The organism is Vibrio sp. 1S139, assembly GCF_041439475.1.
GTDB lineage: Bacteria > Pseudomonadota > Gammaproteobacteria > Enterobacterales > Vibrionaceae > Vibrio > Vibrio crassostreae_C.
Genome location: NZ_JBGOOD010000073.1, coordinates 1 through 20891, shown reverse-complemented (window position 1 = coordinate 20891; position 20891 = coordinate 1). Strand labels below are relative to the sequence as shown.

19 protein-coding genes and 1 pseudogene are annotated in these 20891 nt (G+C 44.5%); 6 read left to right on the top strand and 14 right to left on the bottom strand.

Annotated features, from left to right (window positions below; all coding sequences use genetic code 11):
- Positions 1-17: 17 nt before the first annotated feature.
- The 3 genes from ACED46_RS18785 to ACED46_RS18775 form a co-directional block, all read right to left on the bottom strand.
- Entirely contained in the window at positions 18-827 is an 810-nt protein-coding gene (locus ACED46_RS18785; RefSeq protein ID WP_371722149.1) for a glycerophosphodiester phosphodiesterase, read from the bottom strand.
- 216 nt (positions 828-1043) lie between these two features.
- A complete protein-coding gene (locus ACED46_RS18780) occupies positions 1044-2198 on the bottom strand; it encodes a hypothetical protein (protein WP_371722147.1) in 1155 nt (384 codons plus the stop codon).
- 24 nt (positions 2199-2222) lie between these two features.
- On the bottom strand, positions 2223-2432 hold the full coding sequence (locus ACED46_RS18775; RefSeq protein WP_017059942.1) for a hypothetical protein: 210 nt from the start codon (positions 2430-2432) through the stop codon (positions 2223-2225).
- A 434-nt stretch (positions 2433-2866) separates the two neighbouring features.
- Here ACED46_RS18775 and zur point away from each other — a divergent pair, with 434 nt between their 5' ends.
- Positions 2867-3325, top strand: a complete 459-nt coding sequence (zur, locus tag ACED46_RS18770) for a zinc uptake transcriptional repressor Zur (protein ID WP_017059941.1) — start codon at positions 2867-2869, stop codon at positions 3323-3325.
- 17 nt (positions 3326-3342) lie between these two features.
- Positions 3343-3804, top strand: coding sequence for a chemotaxis protein CheX (locus ACED46_RS18765; protein ID WP_017059940.1), 462 nt, complete (start codon positions 3343-3345; stop codon positions 3802-3804).
- A gap of 138 nt (positions 3805-3942) precedes the next feature.
- On the opposite strand, the gene pgi is transcribed toward ACED46_RS18765, so the two are convergent.
- Entirely contained in the window at positions 3943-5595 is a 1653-nt protein-coding gene (pgi, locus tag ACED46_RS18760) for a glucose-6-phosphate isomerase (protein ID WP_017071572.1), read from the bottom strand.
- Between the two features lie 326 nt (positions 5596-5921).
- On the opposite strand from pgi, the gene ACED46_RS18755 reads away from it, so the two are divergent.
- A complete protein-coding gene (locus ACED46_RS18755) occupies positions 5922-6341 on the top strand; it encodes a secondary thiamine-phosphate synthase enzyme YjbQ (RefSeq protein WP_065677852.1) in 420 nt (139 codons plus the stop codon).
- A 117-nt stretch (positions 6342-6458) separates the two neighbouring features.
- Here the strand turns inward: ACED46_RS18755 and ACED46_RS18750 are convergent, their stop codons facing one another.
- Genes ACED46_RS18750 through ACED46_RS18740 form a run of 3 tightly spaced genes read right to left on the bottom strand, consistent with a single transcriptional unit; the run spans position 6459 to position 10171 of the window.
- Positions 6459-7664 (bottom strand): BamA/TamA family outer membrane protein, encoded by a 1206-nt coding sequence (locus tag ACED46_RS18750; protein WP_371722146.1) that lies wholly within the window; start codon positions 7662-7664, stop codon positions 6459-6461.
- 23 nt (positions 7665-7687) lie between these two features.
- A complete protein-coding gene (gene alr, locus ACED46_RS18745) occupies positions 7688-8773 on the bottom strand; it encodes an alanine racemase (protein ID WP_017065624.1) in 1086 nt (361 codons plus the stop codon).
- Between the two features lie 6 nt (positions 8774-8779).
- Positions 8780-10171, bottom strand: coding sequence for a replicative DNA helicase (locus ACED46_RS18740; protein ID WP_016767560.1), 1392 nt, complete (start codon positions 10169-10171; stop codon positions 8780-8782).
- A gap of 176 nt (positions 10172-10347) precedes the next feature.
- On the opposite strand from ACED46_RS18740, the gene ACED46_RS18735 reads away from it, so the two are divergent.
- Positions 10348-11232 carry a DUF481 domain-containing protein gene (locus ACED46_RS18735; protein WP_371722145.1) on the top strand — a complete coding sequence of 295 codons (885 nt, stop codon included), beginning with the start codon at positions 10348-10350 and terminating at the stop codon, positions 11230-11232.
- Between the two features lie 180 nt (positions 11233-11412).
- Here ACED46_RS18735 and rplI read toward each other — a convergent pair whose 3' ends face one another.
- The 5 genes from rplI to rnr all read right to left on the bottom strand — a co-directional run bounded on the left by rplI (position 11413) and on the right by rnr (position 16321).
- A complete protein-coding gene (gene rplI, locus ACED46_RS18730; protein WP_010434182.1) occupies positions 11413-11865 on the bottom strand; it encodes a 50S ribosomal protein L9 in 453 nt (150 codons plus the stop codon).
- Positions 11866-11903: 38 nt separating this feature from the next.
- Positions 11904-12131, bottom strand: a complete 228-nt coding sequence (rpsR, locus tag ACED46_RS18725) for a 30S ribosomal protein S18 (protein WP_000090472.1) — start codon at positions 12129-12131, stop codon at positions 11904-11906.
- A 112-nt stretch (positions 12132-12243) separates the two neighbouring features.
- Positions 12244-12624, bottom strand: coding sequence for a 30S ribosomal protein S6 (gene rpsF, locus ACED46_RS18720; RefSeq protein ID WP_371722144.1), 381 nt, complete (start codon positions 12622-12624; stop codon positions 12244-12246).
- 277 nt (positions 12625-12901) lie between these two features.
- Positions 12902-13642 (bottom strand): 23S rRNA (guanosine(2251)-2'-O)-methyltransferase RlmB, encoded by a 741-nt coding sequence (rlmB, locus tag ACED46_RS18715; protein ID WP_371722143.1) that lies wholly within the window; start codon positions 13640-13642, stop codon positions 12902-12904.
- A 177-nt stretch (positions 13643-13819) separates the two neighbouring features.
- A complete protein-coding gene (gene rnr / locus ACED46_RS18710) occupies positions 13820-16321 on the bottom strand; it encodes a ribonuclease R (protein ID WP_017059933.1) in 2502 nt (833 codons plus the stop codon).
- 247 nt (positions 16322-16568) lie between these two features.
- Between rnr and ACED46_RS18705 the strand changes: the two are divergent.
- A pseudogene (locus ACED46_RS18705) lies at positions 16569-17986 on the top strand (amidohydrolase).
- A gap of 128 nt (positions 17987-18114) precedes the next feature.
- On the opposite strand, the gene ACED46_RS18700 reads toward ACED46_RS18705, so the two are convergent.
- The gene (locus ACED46_RS18700; RefSeq protein WP_017063177.1) at positions 18115-18750 is read right to left on the bottom strand and encodes a tetratricopeptide repeat protein; all 636 of its coding nucleotides are present in this window, start codon (positions 18748-18750) and stop codon (positions 18115-18117) included.
- 298 nt (positions 18751-19048) lie between these two features.
- On the bottom strand, positions 19049-20365 hold the full coding sequence (locus ACED46_RS18695; protein ID WP_371722142.1) for an adenylosuccinate synthase: 1317 nt from the start codon (positions 20363-20365) through the stop codon (positions 19049-19051).
- Between the two features lie 171 nt (positions 20366-20536).
- On the opposite strand from ACED46_RS18695, the gene ACED46_RS18690 reads away from it, so the two are divergent.
- Entirely contained in the window at positions 20537-20725 is a 189-nt protein-coding gene (locus ACED46_RS18690) for a DUF2065 domain-containing protein (protein WP_010434105.1), read from the top strand.
- Positions 20726-20891: the final 166 nt, after the last annotated feature.

The window sequence follows — 20891 nt, the reverse complement described above, 5'->3', positions numbered from 1 at the left end:
TTGTGGATTTAGCACTATTAGATCATATTTGTTAACAAAGTGCGATCCCGCCCTGATACATACCCAAGATAAACACTTGAATTGATTTCCCGCATTTTTTTCAGAACGTCCATATCCATTGATGAATAAAAATAGTTTCTATAGGGGAGACTTTGTCTGGCCATTTCGTCGAGTTTAAACAAATCTTCCATGGAGCCATCTGATGTTTTTATTTCAATATTAAGGGGTTGTTCAATCGTTGCGTAATGGTACCAATCATTCACGGCTTCATTGAAATAAGCGGGACGATACCCATCTAATGTTCCGTCAGGGCTCCTTCCACTCAGAGAGTTCCACTCACTACTCTTCATACGACTCACGCGATATCGCTTACCATCACTACGAGCGGTTGCTCTTCCTGTTTCTATGTCGTGATGTACAACCCAATCTTTATCACGCGTCAGCATCACATCAATTTCTGCTCCATCAAAACCACTTACCGCCGCCATTTGAATCGCATTACGAGAGTTTTCAGCATAATTAGAGCTGCCACGGTGGGCGATAACATCAATAGGGCACTGTCCTTTGATGTAAGAGATATCCCCTCCCATGGTTTGATAAAGATTGCGCGATTTTAACGCCAACTGCATATCACGAAACATTTCTCGCCCCTCTGCTGAGTTATGATTCGAGATTAGTTTTGCATCTGCAGGTAATCCAAGCCCTCGCTCCAAGGTTGGTTGTGGTGGTGTTACTTTATCTGTAGATGAACATCCCTGAATAAGAGCAATAGTAGTGACAAGCAGCCCTCTTGAAAGCGTGGTTACACGTGAAGGTGGTGAAAACATGAGATCCTTATCCGTTGGTAGCTTATATGTGACATAACTGGGTTTCACACGCTGAGCACGACAAAGTCGGCCTCCAAGCACGGAGACCGCAAAGTGCTAATATATGATGACTCCAACCATTGATTTCGATTGTTGATATGTTGTTGGAGTGGACGTATTTAATGGTTTAATTTGATTGAAAGCAAAGGCTCAAAAACTCATAAATACAAATCATGATTACATTATTTCATCAAATAATAATTGAATAAGCCCTTGTTCATCTGGCATGTCATACCCCTTTCGACATGGATAAGCCAAACCATCTGTGAAGTTCAAAAACGAAAAGCTATTGTCTATGCTTTCGCTCCCCTCTTCATCCTGCCATGGTTCAATAGTACTGTTCTGTTTAGTCACGATATAACCACACGAATTGACAGGCATCTCGGTCTTACGATTTAAGACTATCTTATGATTGGAATTATTGTAGTGATTTACTCGAATCTTACCGGCTAACGCTAGATATATCGCCCCTGCGGCGCCCAAAAGCAAAGTATGGCCGATAACTTTACCTGTCGCACTCGCTACGGCGATTCCAACATTAGCAGTCGCACTCGCGATGCTTTGACCTCGGTTTCCATAACGGTCTGTAGAATACACGTAATCCACGCTATGTTTTCTTTCAACGCGAGCACGTTGTCTGACAGGAGTATGGTTTATGTACTCTTGACCACCAAAAGCATCAAAGTTGTGTATTAATACCGGAACACAATGATAAGTTTCTCCATTCCAGTTCACTACACGAGCCTTCATTTGCCATGGATAATACTCTTCATCTAAATATTTCTTACATAAAGCTGGTAACAAATGGCTAAGTAACGCTGTGTTGTGATCGCTCTGCGCCATGTTGTACAGTTCTTGCGTTATTAATCGGGCCTGCTCTTGATCTCCTGATCTTGCGGCAACGATAAAGAGAATGACCTCGCCCCAAAAAGTATCGTTGATCAAGTAGTCAACCGGCAAATTATCGATTTCGATTAAAGCTCGTGGAACATCTTCATCGGACAAAGCCTCCAATACTGCAGACAAGTGATGCACGCGATCTTGAGGCTTTGCAATAGGTTCGTAATATGCGTCCCATCGTTCAACAAAGGTCTTCCAACGCATTATTTTTTTAAACTCCTCAGTTACTCCTTCCGTGGTGAGTAACTTAGGTTCAATATATTTTGCAATGTGCTTTTTATGACCGTCTCGCTTTTTCATCGCCTTTGTGTAAATTTTGCTATCAGACTTGAATAAGTGCAGTGCTAAACCATAGCTTTCATACCATTCACCAAGGTTAAGATGACTACTTTCTAATGAAGCTTTAGCCAAAGCGTCAAAATGCTTTTTCATTTTATTCCCTTCCAATTTGACGACTTAAATAAAGATAAAGGCGATGACTAAAATAATAGCTGCGGCTATAGCCAGTTTGATGTATAGCTCATTTTTTTTAACTCTTGGTTCTTCCACTTCTTCAAGCTTATCCCTCATGGCCTTAAAGTCATCCAAACGTTGTTGATAACGTTTTTCTCTTTGATTATAGATGGACAACAGTTTCAGAAATGATTCTTTGTTTACTTGCTCCACAGCTTAACTCCAAGCATTTGAAATTAAAGACTAAAACTCCAATACACCATGACAAGCTCATGTTGACAGGAGGGGTCAATAGTCTTCTTCTAGTCTATATTAGGCATCGATTTTAGCGAATAAGGAACAATATGCGATAAGAAATGTGATTTAAAACAGCACATTATTGTAAGAAAAATTAATTGAGCTAAATTGAACTCAAATGAAGATGTCATATCAACTTTACCTCACATTTTTTATTTAAACCTATTCACCAAACCTCTAATTCAGCCTCACTAATCAGTTATGCCTTGAGTCACACTGTCATTTTGAGTTACCTTGTCTTATTCAAAGTCGTGGGTCACAATACGCTCTGTACCTGACTTTAATAGAAATCATTGGCTCCCAAAACGTAGTAACCTAGAAATAAGGTTTGATTAGGGATGTCCGATTGAATGGTGAAAAATTTGGACCACACATTAATAGAGCAAGTTGAAGGGATATGCGCATCGCGAGGCGTTAGATTAACACCTCAAAGAAAGCGAGTGTTTGAGCTCATCCTCTCTAATAAAAAAGCCTCCAGTGCTTATGAATTATTAGAGCAGTTGAAAGTCAGTGAACCGCAAGCCAAGCCACCTACAGTATATCGCGCTTTGGATTTCTTGTTGGAGCAAGGTTTCATTCACAGAGTTGAGTCAACCAATAGCTTCATATGCTGCTGCTCTTGCAATGCCAACAAACATTTCTCCCAACTACTGATCTGCGATAAATGTGGCACTGTGATAGAACTGCAGGACGATGCGCTTGTCACCCTACTCGCCAGTAACGCTGAGAAGCATGGCTTTCAATTGACGAATCATGTCATTGAATCGCATGGCATTTGCCAATCTTGCTCCTCCGAGATGAAAGAATAAGATTATAGAAGAACATTATGCGCGCTGAATTTGTAAACCCGTTTTTAGCTTCTTTGATGAACGTATTAAAAACGATGGCTTCTCTAGAATTGAAGCCACAAAAACCGAGAGTTAAGAAAGATGAAATCGCTCGTGGTGATGTATCCGGCCTAATTGGTATGGTGGGTACACAATCTCGTGGCTCTATGTCGATCACCTTTGATGAAGGTCTCGCTCTCGAAATCATGGAAAACATGCTTGGTGAACGACCAAACGGCCTCAACGAAGAAGTGACCGATATGGTGGGTGAAATCACTAACATGGTGACTGGCGGTGCGAAACGTATTCTTGCGGAAAGCGGTTTTGACTTCGATATGGCAACACCAATCGTGGTTTCCGGTAAAGGTCATACGATTCGTCACAAGTGTGATGGGGCAATCATCATCATGCCTTTCTCATCTCAATGGGGTAATGCTTTCATCGAGATCTGTTTCGAATAGAGACAATCGAGTAAATATAAAACGAAAGGCTGACGTACATACGTCAGCCTTTTTTATTGCCGTAAAATCAACGGACATAAAAAACGCCAACCGAAAGGCTGGCGTTTACAGTTATTACTTGGTGTTACTTAAACAGTCTTAAGCTTTCAGCGCTTTAAATGCGTTGATTAGACCGTTCGTTGAGCTGTCGTGAGACGTTACTTGAGCATCGTCAGCAAGCTCAGGAAGAATTTGGTTTGCTAGTTGCTTACCAAGTTCTACACCCCACTGGTCGAAGCTGAAGATGTTCCAGATAACGCCTTGAACGAAGATCTTGTGCTCGTACATCGCGATTAGGTTACCTAAAGAGCGAGGGTTGATTTGCTTAACAAGAATAGAGTTCGTTGGACGGTTACCTTCAAATACTTTGAAAGGTACAAGCTCAGCCACTTCTTCAGCTGTTTTGCCAGCCGCTAGGAATTCAGCTTCCACTGTCTCTTTTGTCTTACCGAAAGCAAGCGCTTCAGTTTGAGCAAAGAAGTTAGACATTAGCTTCTGGTGGTGATCAGATGCTGGGTTGTGACTGATTGCAGGAGCAATGAAGTCTGATGGGATCAGCTTAGTGCCTTGGTGAATCAGTTGGTAGAAAGCATGCTGACCGTTTGTACCTGGTTCACCCCAGATGATAGGACCAGTTTGGTATTCTACTGGATTGCCGTCACGGTCTACAAACTTACCATTCGATTCCATGTTGCCTTGTTGGAAGTAAGCCGCAAAACGGTGCATATATTGATCGTAAGGTAGAATTGCTTCTGACTCAGCGCCGTGGAAGTTGTTATACCAAATACCGATAAGCGCAAGGATTACTGGAATGTTGCTTTCAAACTCAGTTGAAGCAAAGTGGTTATCCATCTCGTGAGCACCTTCTAGTAGCTCAACGAAGTTATCGAAGCCAACAGATAGTGAGATAGAAAGACCGATTGCAGACCATAGTGAGTAACGACCACCAACCCAGTCCCAGAATTCGAACATGTTGTCAGTATCAATACCAAACTCAGCGACCGCAGTTGCGTTAGTTGATAGTGCAGCGAAGTGTTTAGCAACGTGCGCGTTGTCACCTGCTTCAGCCAAGAACCAATCACGTGCAGAGTGCGCGTTCGTCATTGTTTCTTGAGTGGTAAATGTTTTAGATGCCACTAAGAATAGCGTTGTTTCTGGATTCAGAGGCTTAAGTGTCTCAACAATGTGAGTACCATCTACGTTCGAAACAAAGTGCATGTTTAGACGCGTTTTGTATGGCGTTAGTGCTTCAGTCACCATGTATGGACCAAGGTCTGAACCGCCGATACCGATGTTGACAACATCAGTGATCTCTTTACCGGTGTAACCTTTCCACTCACCAGAAACGATGCGGTGTGTGAACAGTTCCATTTTTGCTAGTACAGCGTTAACTGCTGGCATTACGTCTTTGCCGTCAACCATTACTGGCTTGTCGCTACGGTTACGTAGAGCAGTGTGAAGTACTGAACGACCTTCAGTCTTGTTGATTGCATCACCACCGAACATTGCTTCGATTGCAGACTTAACTTCAGTCTCGTTCGCAAGAGCAAATAGGTGCTGCATAGTTTCAGCATCGATAAGGTTCTTAGAGTAATCCACTAAGATGTCAGAACCGAAACGAGTAGAAAAGCTCTCGAAACGCTTTGCATCTTGAGCAAACAGCTCTTTCATATCCATATCTTGAGCAGACTCAAAATGTGCCGTTAGAGCTTTCCACGCTTGTGTTTGCGTTGGGTTGATATTTTTCAACATGGTATCTATCCCGATGTTACTGTAGGTTTTATTCTAAACGTCACCTGGGTGATGAATAGAACCCCCGATTAGGCGAAAGTTTATATTTTTCTGTGATGACCAAACCGCGTCACCACTGAAAGATTCTTTGTAATTTTTTTTCACGACGTATTATGCCGCATATGAAGAGCTGTACCTTGAGATAAATCAGGATTAGATTTCCTGACAGAAGAATCGGTACAGACTCTAGCTCTAACATAATTAAATGTGAGCGATACCTGATAAATTCAAGTTCAAAAGATAGCGTTAAACCACTTTTTTTCCAAATACATTATAAAGGATGGCGTATGTGGATTCAGAAGACTATACACCTAAATGCACGAAAGCGTGGATTTCATCTCATTACTGATGAAATTGAACAACAGATACACGATATCAATTCTCTATCTGTTGGTTTATTACATCTTTTTATCCAACATACCTCTGCCAGCCTCACATTAAATGAGAACGCAGATCCTACCGTCCGTAACGATATGGAATCGCACTTCAATAAGTTTGTCCCAGAGCGAGCGCCCTACTACAGACACACCTATGAAGGTGATGATGACATGCCTGCCCACATTAAAGCATCGACACTTGGCACCAGTGTGACAATACCAATTAGCAATGGTCGTTTAGCTTTAGGAACATGGCAGGGTATTTACTTAGGAGAGCACCGAGATTGTGGTGGAAGCCGAACTGTGATTGCTACGATGCAAGGTGAGTAGACTGCTTGAAAACAAGATCTCCTTAATAAAAACAATATCTTGTTAATAAAAAAGAGTGGTGTGTTTCCACGACCACTCTTATAAAAATAGTATTTGGCCTACTGTAGGCCGAAAGGTTTAGAAGGGCTGGTTTATCATAACCCTAAAGGCCCCTTCGTCACCACCTCGCGCCAACTCAGCACGTACAACAATGCCTTCCACTTGGAAACGCACCGCGCCACCTAAGCTCCATTTCATGTCCGAGTGCAGTGTTTTGATGTCGTACTCATCGGCAACGCGCCCTAATTCAGCAAACGCTACCCATTGCCACCAAGGCAAATCGTAGTAGTTTATCAGTGGGATATCGCCAAGTGGTTGCCAGTCAGGAAGTACTCGGTACTCAGCAGAATAATGAACTGCAGAGCGACCGTGATAACGACCTCCGGTATAACCTCGTAAACGATACAAGCCACCCAATCGAGCTTGCTCCGTTTCTGGTGGGCGAGCACAATCTTGCCCAGAGCAGTTATCCCACGTTGGCGTGTCAGCGGTATAGAAATCAAATGCTAAAACTTGTTGATCGAATAAGTCCCCTAAAGGACCTAAAGCAAAGTACTGGCTATTTTGGAAGGTCCACTTAAGCCACAAGTCATCGTTAGACCAACTCTCTGCGCCAGTGGTGAACTCAAGGTTAGTGTGAGAACCTCTGGTCGGGTTGCGTGTGCTATCACGGTTATCCCAATCAAACGCCAAACTAAAGCCTGTTGCCTCCTCGGTATTATTTAAACCTTCCAACTCACGAGCAGTATAAAAAGGCGTAAATAGAATCGAACTGACACCCGATTCGATTGGCGAAGCAAAGCTCACATCTTTGATTGGCTGAAAAGCACCGAGTAAACCGTGTTCTGCAACGTTGCCCCAAGGTAGCAAATACTTAAACTCAAACTGATAGTTTTGCTCTAAGCCATCAGCAATGGTTTTGTCATCGATAGATGAATCATTATCGCCTTGAGAACCAATGTAATACGGGTTGTCGTTGAAGCGCGCTTGATACATCTGAGTGCTAAACAATACGTTCTCAGACAAGGCATAGTTAAAAGCCGATAGAAAACCGACGTAACTGTCTTTGTCTGAATAGAGTGCCATACCAAACAGAGCGGCTTGAGGTTGCCAAACACCCTTTGCGACACCCGCAACCCCAAAGGTGTTACCCATGGTTTCGGTGCTGAAGTAGAAAGGAACAAAGGCTGAATCTTTTTCTTCACTCGCAGCGGAAGAAGAAAAGCTGACACCGAGTAATGTCATTGCAGACATTAGCCAGTTTCGAGTCGTTCGCTTGAACATAATTTACTTATCAAGATCCATGATTACTTCACATATTCCATCGCAACACGCGAAGTCAGCTTAGTGACTAACTCGTAAGCGATAGTGCCGATATGTTCAGCCACTTCTTCTGAAGGTAAATCTTTACCCCACAGAGTCGCTTCATCGCCGACTTTATCTGCCGCATCAGGGCCTAGATCAACCGTTAGCATGTCCATTGATACACGTCCTGCGATCGGTACTTTTCGACCGTTAACGAACACTGGAGTACCGTTAGGTGCAGTACGAGGATAACCATCACCGTAACCAATCGCGATAACACCAACCTTGGTATCACGTTCACTGGTCCAGTTTCCGCCATAACCCACACTTTCACCGGCTTTCACATCGCGAACGGCAATTAGGTGTGAGGTCAGGGTCATCACAGGCAAAAATCCAAGCTCTTGCGCTGATTTATCAACAAACGGAGAGACACCGTAAGATATGATTCCCGGACGAACCCAATCAAGGTGGCTGTCTGGCCAAGCGAGTAAACCCGCAGAGGCAGCAAGTGAACGCTCCCCTTCACAACCTTCAGTAAGCGACAAGAAAAGCTCTGTCTGTTCAACGGTGGTTGCTCTATCCAGTTCATCAGCACAACCGAAGTGGCTCATGTAACGTAGAGGTTTGGCAACATTCGCACATTGATGCAAACGCTCAACAAAGTTTTGGTATTGCTCAGGGCGAACACCTAATCGGTGCATACCACTGTCGACTTTTAGCCATACCACAACGGGTGTTTCCAAATCCGCATTCTCTAGCGCGCTTAATTGCTCTTCACAATGCACCACCGTTTGAATGTTATTGGTCACCAAGATTGGCAAATCGCCCGAAGAGTAAAATCCTTCCAGCAACAAAATAGGTTTAACAATGCCACCAGCACGAAGTTGTAACGCTTCTTCAATACGCGCCACACCAAAAGCATCAGAGCTTTTTGAATGCTTGGCTATATGCAGTAAGCCGTGTCCGTAGCCATTGGCTTTCACAACAGACATGACCTTGCACTGAGGAGCCTTCGACTTTATCTGGTTCAGGTTATGTTCGAGCGCGTTTAAGTCAATGCTCGCCGTCGCCGCTTTCATGTAAGTCATTAGCGATTACTCATCATCAAATGCAGGGCCTGCATAGTTATCAAATCGGGAGTGTTGGCCTTGGAACGTAAGACGAACAGAACCGATCGGACCGTTACGTTGCTTACCAAGGATGATCTCAGCAATGCCTTTCAAGGAACTATCTGGGTTATAAACCTCATCACGATAGATGAACATGATCAAATCGGCATCTTGCTCAATCGAACCTGATTCACGCAAATCCGAGTTTACTGGGCGCTTATCAGCACGTTGCTCTAGGGAACGGTTAAGCTGAGAAAGTGCCACAACCGGAACGTTGAGCTCTTTTGCTAACGCTTTCAATGAGCGAGAAATCTCGGCGATTTCAAGAGTACGGTTATCAGATAACGAAGGTACACGCATTAATTGAAGGTAATCTATCATGATCATAGAGATACCATCGTGTTCACGAGCGATACGTCGAGCACGAGAACGCACTTCTGTTGGCGTTAGACCCGAGCTGTCATCGATATACATATTCTTCTTATCCATCAGAATACCCATACTCGACGAGATACGAGCCCAATCTTCATCATCTAGCTGACCAGTACGAATCTTGGTTTGGTCTACGCGAGAAAGTGACGCAAGCATACGCATCATCAGCTGTTCGGCTGGCATCTCTAGCGAGAAGATTAAAACCGGTTTGTCTTGCTTCATCGCCGCGTTTTCACACAAGTTCATCGCAAATGTGGTTTTACCCATCGATGGACGAGCAGCAACAATAATTAAGTCAGAGCCTTGTAGACCTGCTGTTTTCTTGTTGAGGTCGTTGAAGCCAGTATCGACACCTGTCACACCATCTTGCGGCGTTTTGTATAGGATCTCGATACGTTCTAGCGTCTTCTCTAGAATGCTATCAACGTTTTGTGGACCTTCGTTTTCACTTGCACGGCCTTCGGCAATCGCGAAGACTTTACTTTCAGCAAGATCAACCAGCTCTTCCGAAGTACGACCTTGAGGGTCATAACCAGAATCAGCAATCTCATTCGCGACACCAATCAGGCTACGAACAAGTGCACGTTGCGCTACGATATCCGCATACGCATTGATGTTTGCGGCACTTGGTGTGTTTTTCGCTAAGTCAGCAAGGTAAGCAAAGCCCCCCACTTCTTCAAGTTGCTCACGCAGCTCTAAATGTTCAGAGAGTGTAATAAGATCCAGAGGAGAACTTTCTTCAAGGATATCCTTTACCGCTTCAAAGATCAGACGGTGAGGACGGCTATAAAAGTCTTTGGCCACAACCTTTTCGGCAACTGTATCCCAGCGTTCGTTATCTAATAACAAACCGCCAATAACAGATTGCTCAGCTTCTAATGAATGTGGCGGGACCTTGATGGCGTCCACCTGATCGTTGGCTGATTTCTGACTTTTGGTATCCACTATGACTACACTCAATAACTAATAATGATCGTTCATTATACCCAAGAACATCCGTTTGTAATCCGATCCTATGAGTTTGTTTTATTCTTCAGGAAGAATTTACCTATTGCTGACGGAATTAACCAAGGGTAGCATTACGATCCTGCCATTCACTCACTGTATAACTAGAGGTATGCGTGTCCAAATTATTGGCTCTGAGCACTGGTCTTCTAAGCACTGGTCTCCTGAGCGCTCCGATGGCCTTAGCTGATGATGCTAAAGACTCTGTTGATGCAATCCTCGACTCTATAGTAGTTTCAGAACCTACTTCTGAGCCGATCGTCGTTGCACCGACACCTGAAGAAAAAGATATGGATATCGCACCGAGTGATACAAGTGATACAGAACTACCGAGCCCGCTAAAAACGGAAGTCGAATTTGGATATCAGTCGCATACTGGTAACTTTGATTCACGAGCGCTTAACGCACGCCTGAACGGTGAGTACACGGCTGGCCGTCATAGAACCAGTGGTGAATGGAAATACTACAACCTCTACAAAGATGGCGAAGAAGATAAAAGGCAATCGACTTACTCAGCTCAGAGTGACTACAAGTTAAGCCCTAAAACCTACCTTTACGGCAGTTTCAAAGGAGTCGACTCGAGATACAGTGCTTACTTTAAGGACTACACAATTTCGAGTGGTCTGGGTTACCAGTTTTCGAATACCGAAGAGTTTGTATTGGAAGTCGAAGTGGGCCCAGGTTTTCGTTACCAAGAGCCAAACCTCGATGAGATCGACGATGATGACATCATCTTCCCTGAGATTGTTGAAGAAGCGATTTTTCGTGGCAACGTGAATACGTCTTGGCAGGTATTGAAGAACTTGCAACTCAAGGCAGACGTGACGCTTGTATCTGGTCACAGTAACCTAAAGTTTGATACTGAACTCGAAGCCATCAACGATATTACTGACAATATCGCACTGAAGATCGCTCACTCTCGACAGTACCACGATAAAGTGCCTGAAGGCTTAAGCAAAGAAGACTCTGTTCTATCGATCAACTTGCTCTTCCAGTTCTAATCTTAGGCCACCTCTAACCTTGAGAACAACTTGTTCAGCAATAACAGCTTATGGATCACCGTAAGCTTTTTACCTACTGTAGCCCTTCCTTGTACTTTCCTATATTCCAGACATAAAAAAACACCAGCCGAAGCTGGTGTTTAAAACTTTCAAAAGAAAGAATTCGTCTTGGTACTGAAATTACTCAGCTGCAACGATAGCGATTTTCGCAGTAGCAAAAACTTCAGAGTGAAGTTGGATGCTTACTTCGAATTCGCCGATGTTACGTAGAGCGCCTTCAGGTAGGCGTACTTCGCTCTTAGCTACTGCAACACCTGCCGCTGTAATAGCGTCAGCGATGTCACGAGTACCGATAGAACCGAATAGTTTACCTTCGTCACCAGCTTTAGAAGCGATTGTAACGCCTTCTAGAGTGTTAACGCTCTCTGCACGAGCTTCAGCAGCAGCTAGTTGCTCAGCAACTTTAGCTTCTAGTTCAGCACGACGAGTTTCGAACATAGCAACGTTGTCTTTAGTTGCCATAACTGCTTTACCCTGTGGGATAAGGAAGTTACGAGCGTAACCAGATTTAACGTTTACTTGGTCGCCAAGGCCACCTAGGTTACCGATCTTATCAAGTAGAATAACTTGCATTATCTTAGTCCTCTTAAACTATTATTAACTATTACCGATTACTGATGCTTGTCAGTGTACGGTAGTAGAGCTAGGTAACGAGAACGCTTGATAGCGCGAGCTAGTTGACGCTGGTACTTAGCGCTTGTACCAGTGATACGGCTAGGTACGATTTTACCAGCTTCAGTGATGTAGTTTTTAAGAGTTGCTACGTCTTTGTAGTCAATCTCTTGTACGCCTTCTGCAGTGAAACGGCAGAATTTACGACGACGGAAGAAACGAGCCATGGGCTATCTCCTGATCTTAAATTTAGTAAAGCGGTCTTTCACAATTATCGAAATAACTATCAATGACCTAAAACAAGTTGAGAATTTTTTAAGGCGTTAAGCCAAAAAAAAATTACTCAGCAGCTGCTTCTGGTTTAGCTTCTGTACGCTCTTCGCGACGAGGAGCACGCTCTGCTTTTTGCTTAAGCATAATAGATTGCTCAGTCACAGCGCCTTTAGTGCGCATGATCATGTTACGTAGAACTGCATCGTTGAAACGGAAAGCAGTTTCTAGCTCGTCAATCACTTCTTGACCAGCTTCAACGTTCATAAGAACGTAGTGAGCTTTGTGAAGCTTGTTGATTGGGTAAGCCATTTGACGACGACCCCAGTCTTCTAGACGGTGGATAGTACCGCCAGCTTCAGTGATAGAACCAGTGTAACGCTCGATCATGCCAGCAACTTGCTCGCTTTGATCAGGGTGAACCATGAATACGATTTCGTAATGACGCATTTGGTTGCTCCTTACGGATTATTAGCTTCCACGAGTGGCCCGGTCGTCCAGAGGAAGCAAGGAACTAAAGATAAATGACCGAGTTTTAAGGACGGCAAATGTTATAGAAAGAACCCGGTATTGGCAAGCGCTATTTGGTGAATAATGAAACAGTTTTTCTGTCGCCATCTAGCCATCCGACAAACCGATGGATTTTGCTATAACAGCCTAAAAAGAAACGCCCACCAGCAAGTGGTGAGCGCTAATAAATTCATAGACTTAAAGCAGCGCTAACGCATTACTGAGCTAAACGCTGTCTTACCGCTTCGAACAGGCAAATACCCGACGCCACAGAAACATTTAAGCTCGATACGCTACCTGCCATTGGAATCTTAATCAGATCATCGCAAGTTTCACGAGTTAAACGACGCATACCGTCACCTTCTGCACCCATAACTACCGCAAGAGGACCCGTTAGCTTCGCTTGATAGATATCATGCGTTGCTTCACCTGCCGTACCCACAAACCATACGCCCTGCTCTTGCAGTGCACGCATTGTGCGAGCTATGTTGGTTACGCGCACGAGAGGAACCGTTTCAGCTGCGCCACACGCAACCTTGCTTACCGTTGCTGTTAACGGCGAAGAGCGATCTTTAGGTACGATAACAGCAGCGACACCTGCGGCATCCGCGTTACGTAGACAAGCGCCTAGGTTATGAGGGTCTGTTACGCCGTCTAGAACTAACAGCAAAGGCTGTTCGTGCTGCGCTAGGATATCGTCTAGGTGAGTTTCATTAAGCTGCTTAGCAGGCTTCACCTTAGCAATAAGACCTTGGTGATTCGCACCTTGTGCTTTTTCATCCAACGGCTTACGACCCATCTGTTGAATCGACACACCAAACTGTTGCAGTTGGTTCAGTAATGGAAGAAGACGCTCGTCTTGGCGACCTTTCAATACATACGCTTCGATAAAACGTGCAGGATCTTTTTCTAGTACGGCTTTCACCGCGTGAATACCGTAAATAAATTCGTTACTCATTGTCTCAACTTACTCTTATTGCTCAGAGATGAATGACATCAATGCCGATGTGTCCACCTCTGTGTTGTTCATTTCGAGAGTATGCGTCTTGTGCCTGATACTCTCGCATTAAATTAAATCAGTTAGGCGCTAAACCTGATTAGCACAGCGCCCTATTAGCCTTAAGATTTATCAGTTTTAAGACTTATCAGCCTTTGGCTTACGGGTTGCAGCACGCTTTTTCTTTGCGCGAGCTTTAGCAGCACCGGTTTTATTCGCTGGCTTTTTCTTCTTAGCAGGGCCTTCGCTGCTTCCGTCAGGTCGCTTAGTTGGCTCAACCATAGGCTTCGCTGATACACCCGGCTTATTGCTCTTAACTGCTGAGCGCTTCTTGCTTTTCGCCTTTTTCATCGCTTCTGCTGCACGCTTCTTGGCTGTTTTGCCTTTGCCACGCGGCTGACGATCAGTGTCTTCTAAGTCAAAGTCGATTTGGCGAGTTTCTAAATTAACCGCAGAAACCTTCACTTTAACCGAATCACCCAAGCGGTAGATATTACCTGAGCTTTCACCCACTAGACGCTGACCAACAGCATCAAATTGGTAGTAATCATTCGCTAGCGCTGAGATGTGTACCAAGCCATCAATGTGCAGTTCAGTTAGACGAACAAAGAAGCCAAAACCAGTCACGTTGGCAATCACACCATCCATCACCTCACCGACATGGTCTTGCATGTATTCACACTTCAACCAATCGTTTACTTCACGCGTTGCGTCATCAGCACGACGTTCAGTCATTGAACACTGCTCGCCGTAGAAGTCCATATCATCGAAAGTGTAGTGGTAACCACCAGTTGGCGTCCAACGTTCGCTGTTACGACCTTCTTCTTTCGCAATAAGGTACTTAATCGCACGGTGCAATAGCAAATCTGGGTAACGACGAATTGGCGAGGTAAAGTGAGCATAGCGTTTAAGAGCTAAACCAAAGTGACCCGCGTTATCCGCGTTGTATACCGCTTGCTTCATTGAGCGTAGCAGCATAGTTTGGATTAATTCACGATCTTCACGTTCATTAATCTGTTGCATCAGTTGTGCATAGTCTACTGGTGATGGCGACAGACCACCTTCCAGCGTTAAACCTAATTCACTTAAAAAGCTCTTGAAGCCCATTAAGCGCTCTTCGCCCGGAGTTTCGTGAACACGGTACAGCGCAGGCTCTTTCGCTTTTTCTACGTAAGATGCCGATGCGATATTCGCAAGAATCATACATTCTTCGATGATCTTGTGTGCATCGTTACGAATTACTGGCTCAATACGGTCAATCTTACGATCCGCATTGAAGATAAACTTAGTTTCTACCGTTTCAAATTCAATCGCACCACGTTCGTCACGCGTTTTCTTAAGCACCTTATACATCTTATGAAGCTCTTCAAGATGTGGTACTTCAGGTTCGTAACGCTCACGTAATTCTTCATTGCCATCTAAGATCGCGCCTACTTTGTTATAAGTAAGACGAGCATGAGAATTCATTACCGCTTCGTAGTGCTTGTAGCCTGACAGTTTACCTTTGTCTGAGATAGTCATCTCACACACCATACATAAACGGTCTACCTGAGGGTTCAATGAACACAAACCATTTGAAAGCACTTCTGGCAGCATTGGCACGACTTGTGACGGGAAGTATACCGAGTTACCACGGTTAATCGCTTCTTTGTCTAGCGCTGTATCTGGGCGAACGTAGTAACTTACGTCAGCAATCGCTACCCATAGACGCCAGCCGCCGCCTTTCTTCGCTTCACAGTAAACCGCATCATCGAAGTCACGCGCATCTTCACCATCAATGGTAACCAATGGCAGTTTACGCAGGTCTACACGTCCTTCTTTTGCTTCTTCAGGAACATGCTCACCTAGGTTTTCGATTTGCTTATCTACCGCTTCAGGCCACTCTTGTGGGATCTGGTGAGTACGGATCGCAATCTGCGTTTCCATACCCGGCGCCATGTTTTCACCAAGAACTTCGGTTACTTTCCCCATCATGTTACGAGAACGACCACCGCGATCCGTAATTTCAATCACAACCACATTACCCATTCGAGCACCGCCTTTATGCTCAGTAGGGATCTGGATGTCGTGACTAATACGCGAATCATCAGCAACAACGTAAGAATGGCCGTACTCTAGGAAGAAGCGACCAACAAGTGGCGTTTTACGCTCTTCAAGCACACGAACCAAGCGACCTTCACGACGGCCACGCTTACTGTTGTCAGTAGGCTGAACCAATACGTAATCACCGTGCATGATGGTTTTCATCTGATGATGCGGCAGCACGATATCATTGTCTTTACCCACACTGCCGTCTGGGCGAACCCAACCATGACCGTCTTTATGACCAATCACATAGCCTTTGATCAGTTCCATCTTCTCAGGCAATGCGTAGCACTGACGACGAGTAAAGATAAGCTGTCCATCACGCTCCATTGCACGTAAACGACGACGCAGCCCTTCATATTGTTCCTCTCCAGCAAGACCCAAAGCTTCGAATAGATCGTTGCGGTTCATCGGAATATTCGCGTCTGTTAAAAACGAAATAATGAACTCTCGGCTTGGTACTGGGTTATCGTAATTTTTCGACTCTCGGTCGGCAAAAGGATCAACAGTGGTTGTCGCTGTCGTATTTTCTGACGTTGGTGTGTTTTTTGACATAGGCGGGCCTGCTTAAGCAAGGAAGGTATATACCCCTAGTATATCTGATGCTAGGGGTAAGCTACAGATATGCTTTAGAAAACACTCAAATAACCTCAGATTGATACATATCTTCACTTTGTGAAACATCGCTTCATAGACGTGGATTATCATCAAAATTTCAAGCAAACGATAAAACAAACGTTTGCGCCATGAATGAAATACACTATTATCCACGCACTTTACCAACTCCTGTTCTGGGTATGATATGAAACTAAAACGCACTTTATTGGCTTCAGCTATGGCGAGCCTAGCGCTGTTCCCATTCGCAAGTTCGGCAATGGAAAAGGCTGACCTGATGATTACCGATGCGATGGTTCTAACCATGAACCAAGACAAAACGGTTTATGAAAGCGGTACTGTTGTGGTCAAAGACAACAAAATCATTGCGGTTGGAGATGCTTCACTAGAAAAGCAGTACCAAGCTAAGCAAGTGTTAGACGTTGATGGCGATATCGTTATGCCGGGTCTCATCAATACTCATACTCATGTATCAATGACAGTTTTTCGTTCGTTGGCCGATGATGTGCCAGATCGCCTACACCGCTACATCTTCCCGCTAGAGAAGAAGCTAGTATCGCGAGACATGGTACGCATTGGTGCCAACCTAGGTAACGTTGAAATGGTGAAATGGTGAAAGGCGGTGTGACAACTTACGCCGACATGTACTACTTCGAAGATGAAGTCGCAAAAACCGTCGATAAGATCGGTATGCGTGCCATCCTAGGTGAAACGGTGATTAAGTTCCCTGTAGCCGATGCGGCCAACGCCGAAGAAGGCATTAAGTACGCGTTGAACTTCATTGAAGAATACAAAGATCACCCGCGAATCACACCAGCGTTTGCACCGCATGCGCCTTACACCAACACCACAGAGATCCTGCAGAAAATATCTAAGCTCTCCCTAGAGTTAGATGTTCCAGTAATGATTCACCTTGCAGAATCACACCGTGAAGAAGAGAAAATCGCAGAGCGTTCTGATGGATTGTCCCCGGTTCAATACATGGACAGCATTGGCGCACTCAACAAGAACTTGGTGGGTGCACACATGATCCTCGTTGACGAACATGATATCGAACTGGTGAAGAAATCGGATATGGGTGTAGCTCATAACATGAGTGCTAACATCAAGTCAGCAAAAGGTGTATCACCTGCCCTTAAGATGTATGACGAGAACGTGCGTATCGGTTTAGGTACTGATGGCCCAATGTCTGGTAACACACTGAGCACCATTGATGAGTTCAACCAAGTCGCTAAAGTTCACAAGCTAGTTAACAAAGATCGTGCTGCGATGCCGCCGATCAAAGTGATCGACATGGCGACAATGGGTGCAGCAAAAGCGCTGCACATGGAAGATAAGCTCGGCTCTCTTGAAGCAGGCAAACTGGCTGACATCATAGTGATCGATACTAAGGCGCCAAACATGGTTCCAGTCTACAACCCATACTCAGCACTGGTGTACTCAGCTAACTCAGGCAATGTTCGTCACTCCATCGTTGATGGCAAGATCATCATGCAAGATCGCGACATGCTAACGGTAGACGAAGATAAGATTCGTCAAGAAGCACTCGATTTCACCAAGGTTGTTCGTGAAACGGTGATTGAGTCTGGTGAGGTGGTTCAATAAACTCGCAATCGAATAGCATGACCTCCTAAACGTAAAAAGCCCCGCACTAACTAAATTAGGCGGGGCTTTTTAAGTCTTGTTTCCTGTAACAATGAGTGCAGGGAGCATTACAGGTTTTTTGTTCGGTATTACCAGAATACGTCTCGACGTTTTGCTCGAGCAATAATATTGTCTGGCATTCTCTGTTCCAGACCGCTACGAAGCACAGTGATACGTCTGTGTTGTCTTTGATCTGCGGTTACCGAATTATACAACCAACGGTAAGCATCTTCATAATCCAATGGGCTACCGTAGTCACGTAACAAGAGTTCCGCTAAGTGAATGCTCGCACTTAAGTTACCCATCGAGGCTGCTTCACGTAGATACGGAATCGCACGCTCTTGATCTTGTTGTACCAAAGTACCACGAGAGTAATAACGACCTAACTGCTCTAATGCAGCGGGTAAACCTTGATGTGCCGCGTTTTCCATATAGTAAAGGCCAAGCTCTACATCTTGTGGAACACACACACCCCAAGCCAACATATCACCGTATAAAAACTCATAAGAAGGCAAGCTAATACGCGTTGCACGAGCAACGATATCTTCAACTAACTGGCACTTATCAGCTTTCACTCGCTCTAGATGTTGATTATTTTCGATTAAATTAATCAGTTCAGCTTCTGTATATATTGGAACGGGCTCTCCCACATCAGCCAAATTAGCATGACTCAAGGGTGAGCTCAGCGCCATTATTAATGAAGCTGCCACAATTCGTAGCTTCATACCTGCACTCTATTATCTGTCGCTAAAGTTATCTATTGAGGAATGCAGAGGATTTCTACACGCACAAAACAGGGTGAACTTCACTTTCCATGATATCTGTATCGGCAATAACCCCGGCGGCTTTAGACAAAACTTGCCGCTAATGGGCAATATTTTGCCTGATGACGCTTAAAAGATCACCATCAAAGAGTGAACGGCTAAATTGCAGGTATTAAAAAGCCGACTTAATAAAGTCGGCTTTTAGAAAACTATTTTATTATCAAAGCACTGTTCGTGCCTGGTAATCACTCAGCAGGCATTATGCGCCGTATGGGTGAACCTTGATGATAGTTTCGTTACGATCTGGGCCAGTTGATACGATATCAATTGGAACGCCAGTTAGGTCTTCGATACGCTTGATGTAATCTAGAGCAGCTTGTGGAAGCGCGTCGATAGATTTAGCACCAAATGTGTTTTCAGACCAACCAGGCATTGTTTCGTAGATTGGCGTCGTTTCTTCGAATGACTCAGCAGCCATTGGAGAAACTTCTAGGATAGAACCATCTTTCATCTTGTAACCAGTACAGATTTTTAGTTCTTCTAGGCCATCTAGAACGTCTAGTTTAGTTAGACACATACCAGATAGAGAGTTGATTTGGATTGCACGACGCATAGCAACAGCATCGAACCAACCAGTACGACGTAGACGACCAGTTGTTGCGCCAAACTCGTGACCAACATCGCCTAGGTGTTTACCAACTGGGTCTTGCTTCTCAAGGCCATCGTATAGCTCAGTAGGGAATGGACCTGAACCAACACGAGTACAGTAAGCCTTAGTAATACCAAGGATGTAACCGATGTGACGAGGACCGAAACCAGAACCTGCAGCAACACCACCAGCAGTCGTGTTAGAAGACGTTACGTATGGGTAAGTACCGTGGTCGATATCTAGTAGCGTACCTTGAGCACCTTCGAACATGATCTTGTCGCCGCGCTTACGTGCTGCGTCTAGTTCGTCAGTTACGTCGATAACCATCGCAGTTAACATATCTGCGTAGCTCATCGCTTGCTCAAGAACTTCTTCGTAGCTTACTGTTTCAGCTTTGTAGAAGTGCTCTAGTTGGAAGTTGTGGAATTCCATCACTTCTTTTAGCTTCTCAGCAAATGCTTCTTTATCGAAAAGGTCACCAACGCGTAGACCGCGACGAGCAACTTTATCTTCATAAGCAGGACCGATACCACGACCCGTTGTACCGATAGCTTTAGCGCCACGAGCGATTTCACGCGCGTTGTCGATTGCAATGTGGTACGGAAGAATTAGAGGACAAGCTTCAGAGATGAAAAGACGTTCACGTACTGGAATACCGCGATCTTCAAGAGGCTTCATTTCTTTTAGAAGTGCGTCAGGCGATAATACTACACCGTTACCAATAACACATTTAACGTTATTACGTAGGATGCCTGATGGAATTAAGTGAAGAACGGTTTTTTCACCGTCAATTACAAGTGTGTGACCTGCATTGTGACCGCCTTGGTAGCGAACCACGTATTTTGCATCTTCAGTTAAAAGGTCAACGATTTTACCTTTACCTTCATCACCCCATTGGGTGCCTAGAACGACTACGTTATTTCCCATCTTTCCAATTTCTGTTGCTAATTAAAAATGGATTCTAGCACTGAATCACACTTCTTGCAGTCACTTTTTGTTCATAAACGTTAACGCTGTACAAAAATAAACCAGCCATAACTGGGGGCAGATGTGTAAAGATACTAATATCATTGCTTTTTACAGACAAAAGGCAGAACCATGTCTCAATCAATTTGGCTCGCTATTGGGCTCGTACTTATTGTGGAAGGGCTCGGCCCCTTGATTGCACCCAATGGCTGGAGAAACATGGTCGCGCAACTGAGCGAGCAACCAGACACGCAACTGCGCCGCATTGGAGGCTGTCTTGTGGTGGCAGGAGCGGTTATCGCTTTCATGACCTACCGCTAGGTTTCTATAAGTAGAACGCTGTTAAGCGCCTTCCCTCGCGCCCCAATAGTGAATCCACAAACATGTCTCCTCCTGAAAGAAGTCATAGAAAACAAAAAGGCTCCCACAATGGGCAATGCCGTTCGGATAAGCATTACTGTTTGAATCTAAACGGATATTTAGCTGG

Excerpts from the sequence above, each read along its gene's own strand:
- ACED46_RS18785 (WP_371722149.1), bottom strand. The coding sequence starts at position 827 with ATGTTTTCACCACCTTCACGTGTAACCACGCTTTCAAGAGGGCTGCTT.
- ACED46_RS18780 (WP_371722147.1), bottom strand. The coding sequence starts at position 2,198 with ATGAAAAAGCATTTTGACGCTTTGGCTAAAGCTTCATTAGAAAGTAGT.
- zur (WP_017059941.1), top strand. The coding sequence starts at position 2,867 with ATGGTGAAAAATTTGGACCACACATTAATAGAGCAAGTTGAAGGGATA.
- ACED46_RS18765 (WP_017059940.1), top strand. The coding sequence starts at position 3,343 with ATGCGCGCTGAATTTGTAAACCCGTTTTTAGCTTCTTTGATGAACGTA.
- pgi (WP_017071572.1), bottom strand. The coding sequence starts at position 5,595 with ATGTTGAAAAATATCAACCCAACGCAAACACAAGCGTGGAAAGCTCTA.
- ACED46_RS18755 (WP_065677852.1), top strand. The coding sequence starts at position 5,922 with ATGTGGATTCAGAAGACTATACACCTAAATGCACGAAAGCGTGGATTT.
- ACED46_RS18750 (WP_371722146.1), bottom strand. The coding sequence starts at position 7,664 with ATGTTCAAGCGAACGACTCGAAACTGGCTAATGTCTGCAATGACATTA.
- alr (WP_017065624.1), bottom strand. The coding sequence starts at position 8,773 with ATGACTTACATGAAAGCGGCGACGGCGAGCATTGACTTAAACGCGCTC.
- rplI (WP_010434182.1), bottom strand. The coding sequence starts at position 11,865 with ATGCAAGTTATTCTACTTGATAAGATCGGTAACCTAGGTGGCCTTGGC.
- rpsR (WP_000090472.1), bottom strand. The coding sequence starts at position 12,131 with ATGGCTCGTTTCTTCCGTCGTCGTAAATTCTGCCGTTTCACTGCAGAA.
- rpsF (WP_371722144.1), bottom strand. The coding sequence starts at position 12,624 with ATGCGTCATTACGAAATCGTATTCATGGTTCACCCTGATCAAAGCGAG.
- rlmB (WP_371722143.1), bottom strand. The coding sequence starts at position 13,642 with ATGAGTAACGAATTTATTTACGGTATTCACGCGGTGAAAGCCGTACTA.
- rnr (WP_017059933.1), bottom strand. The coding sequence starts at position 16,321 with ATGTCAAAAAACACACCAACGTCAGAAAATACGACAGCGACAACCACT.
- ACED46_RS18700 (WP_017063177.1), bottom strand. The coding sequence starts at position 18,750 with ATGAAGCTACGAATTGTGGCAGCTTCATTAATAATGGCGCTGAGCTCA.
- ACED46_RS18695 (WP_371722142.1), bottom strand. The coding sequence starts at position 20,365 with ATGGGAAATAACGTAGTCGTTCTAGGCACCCAATGGGGTGATGAAGGT.
- ACED46_RS18690 (WP_010434105.1), top strand. The coding sequence starts at position 20,537 with ATGTCTCAATCAATTTGGCTCGCTATTGGGCTCGTACTTATTGTGGAA.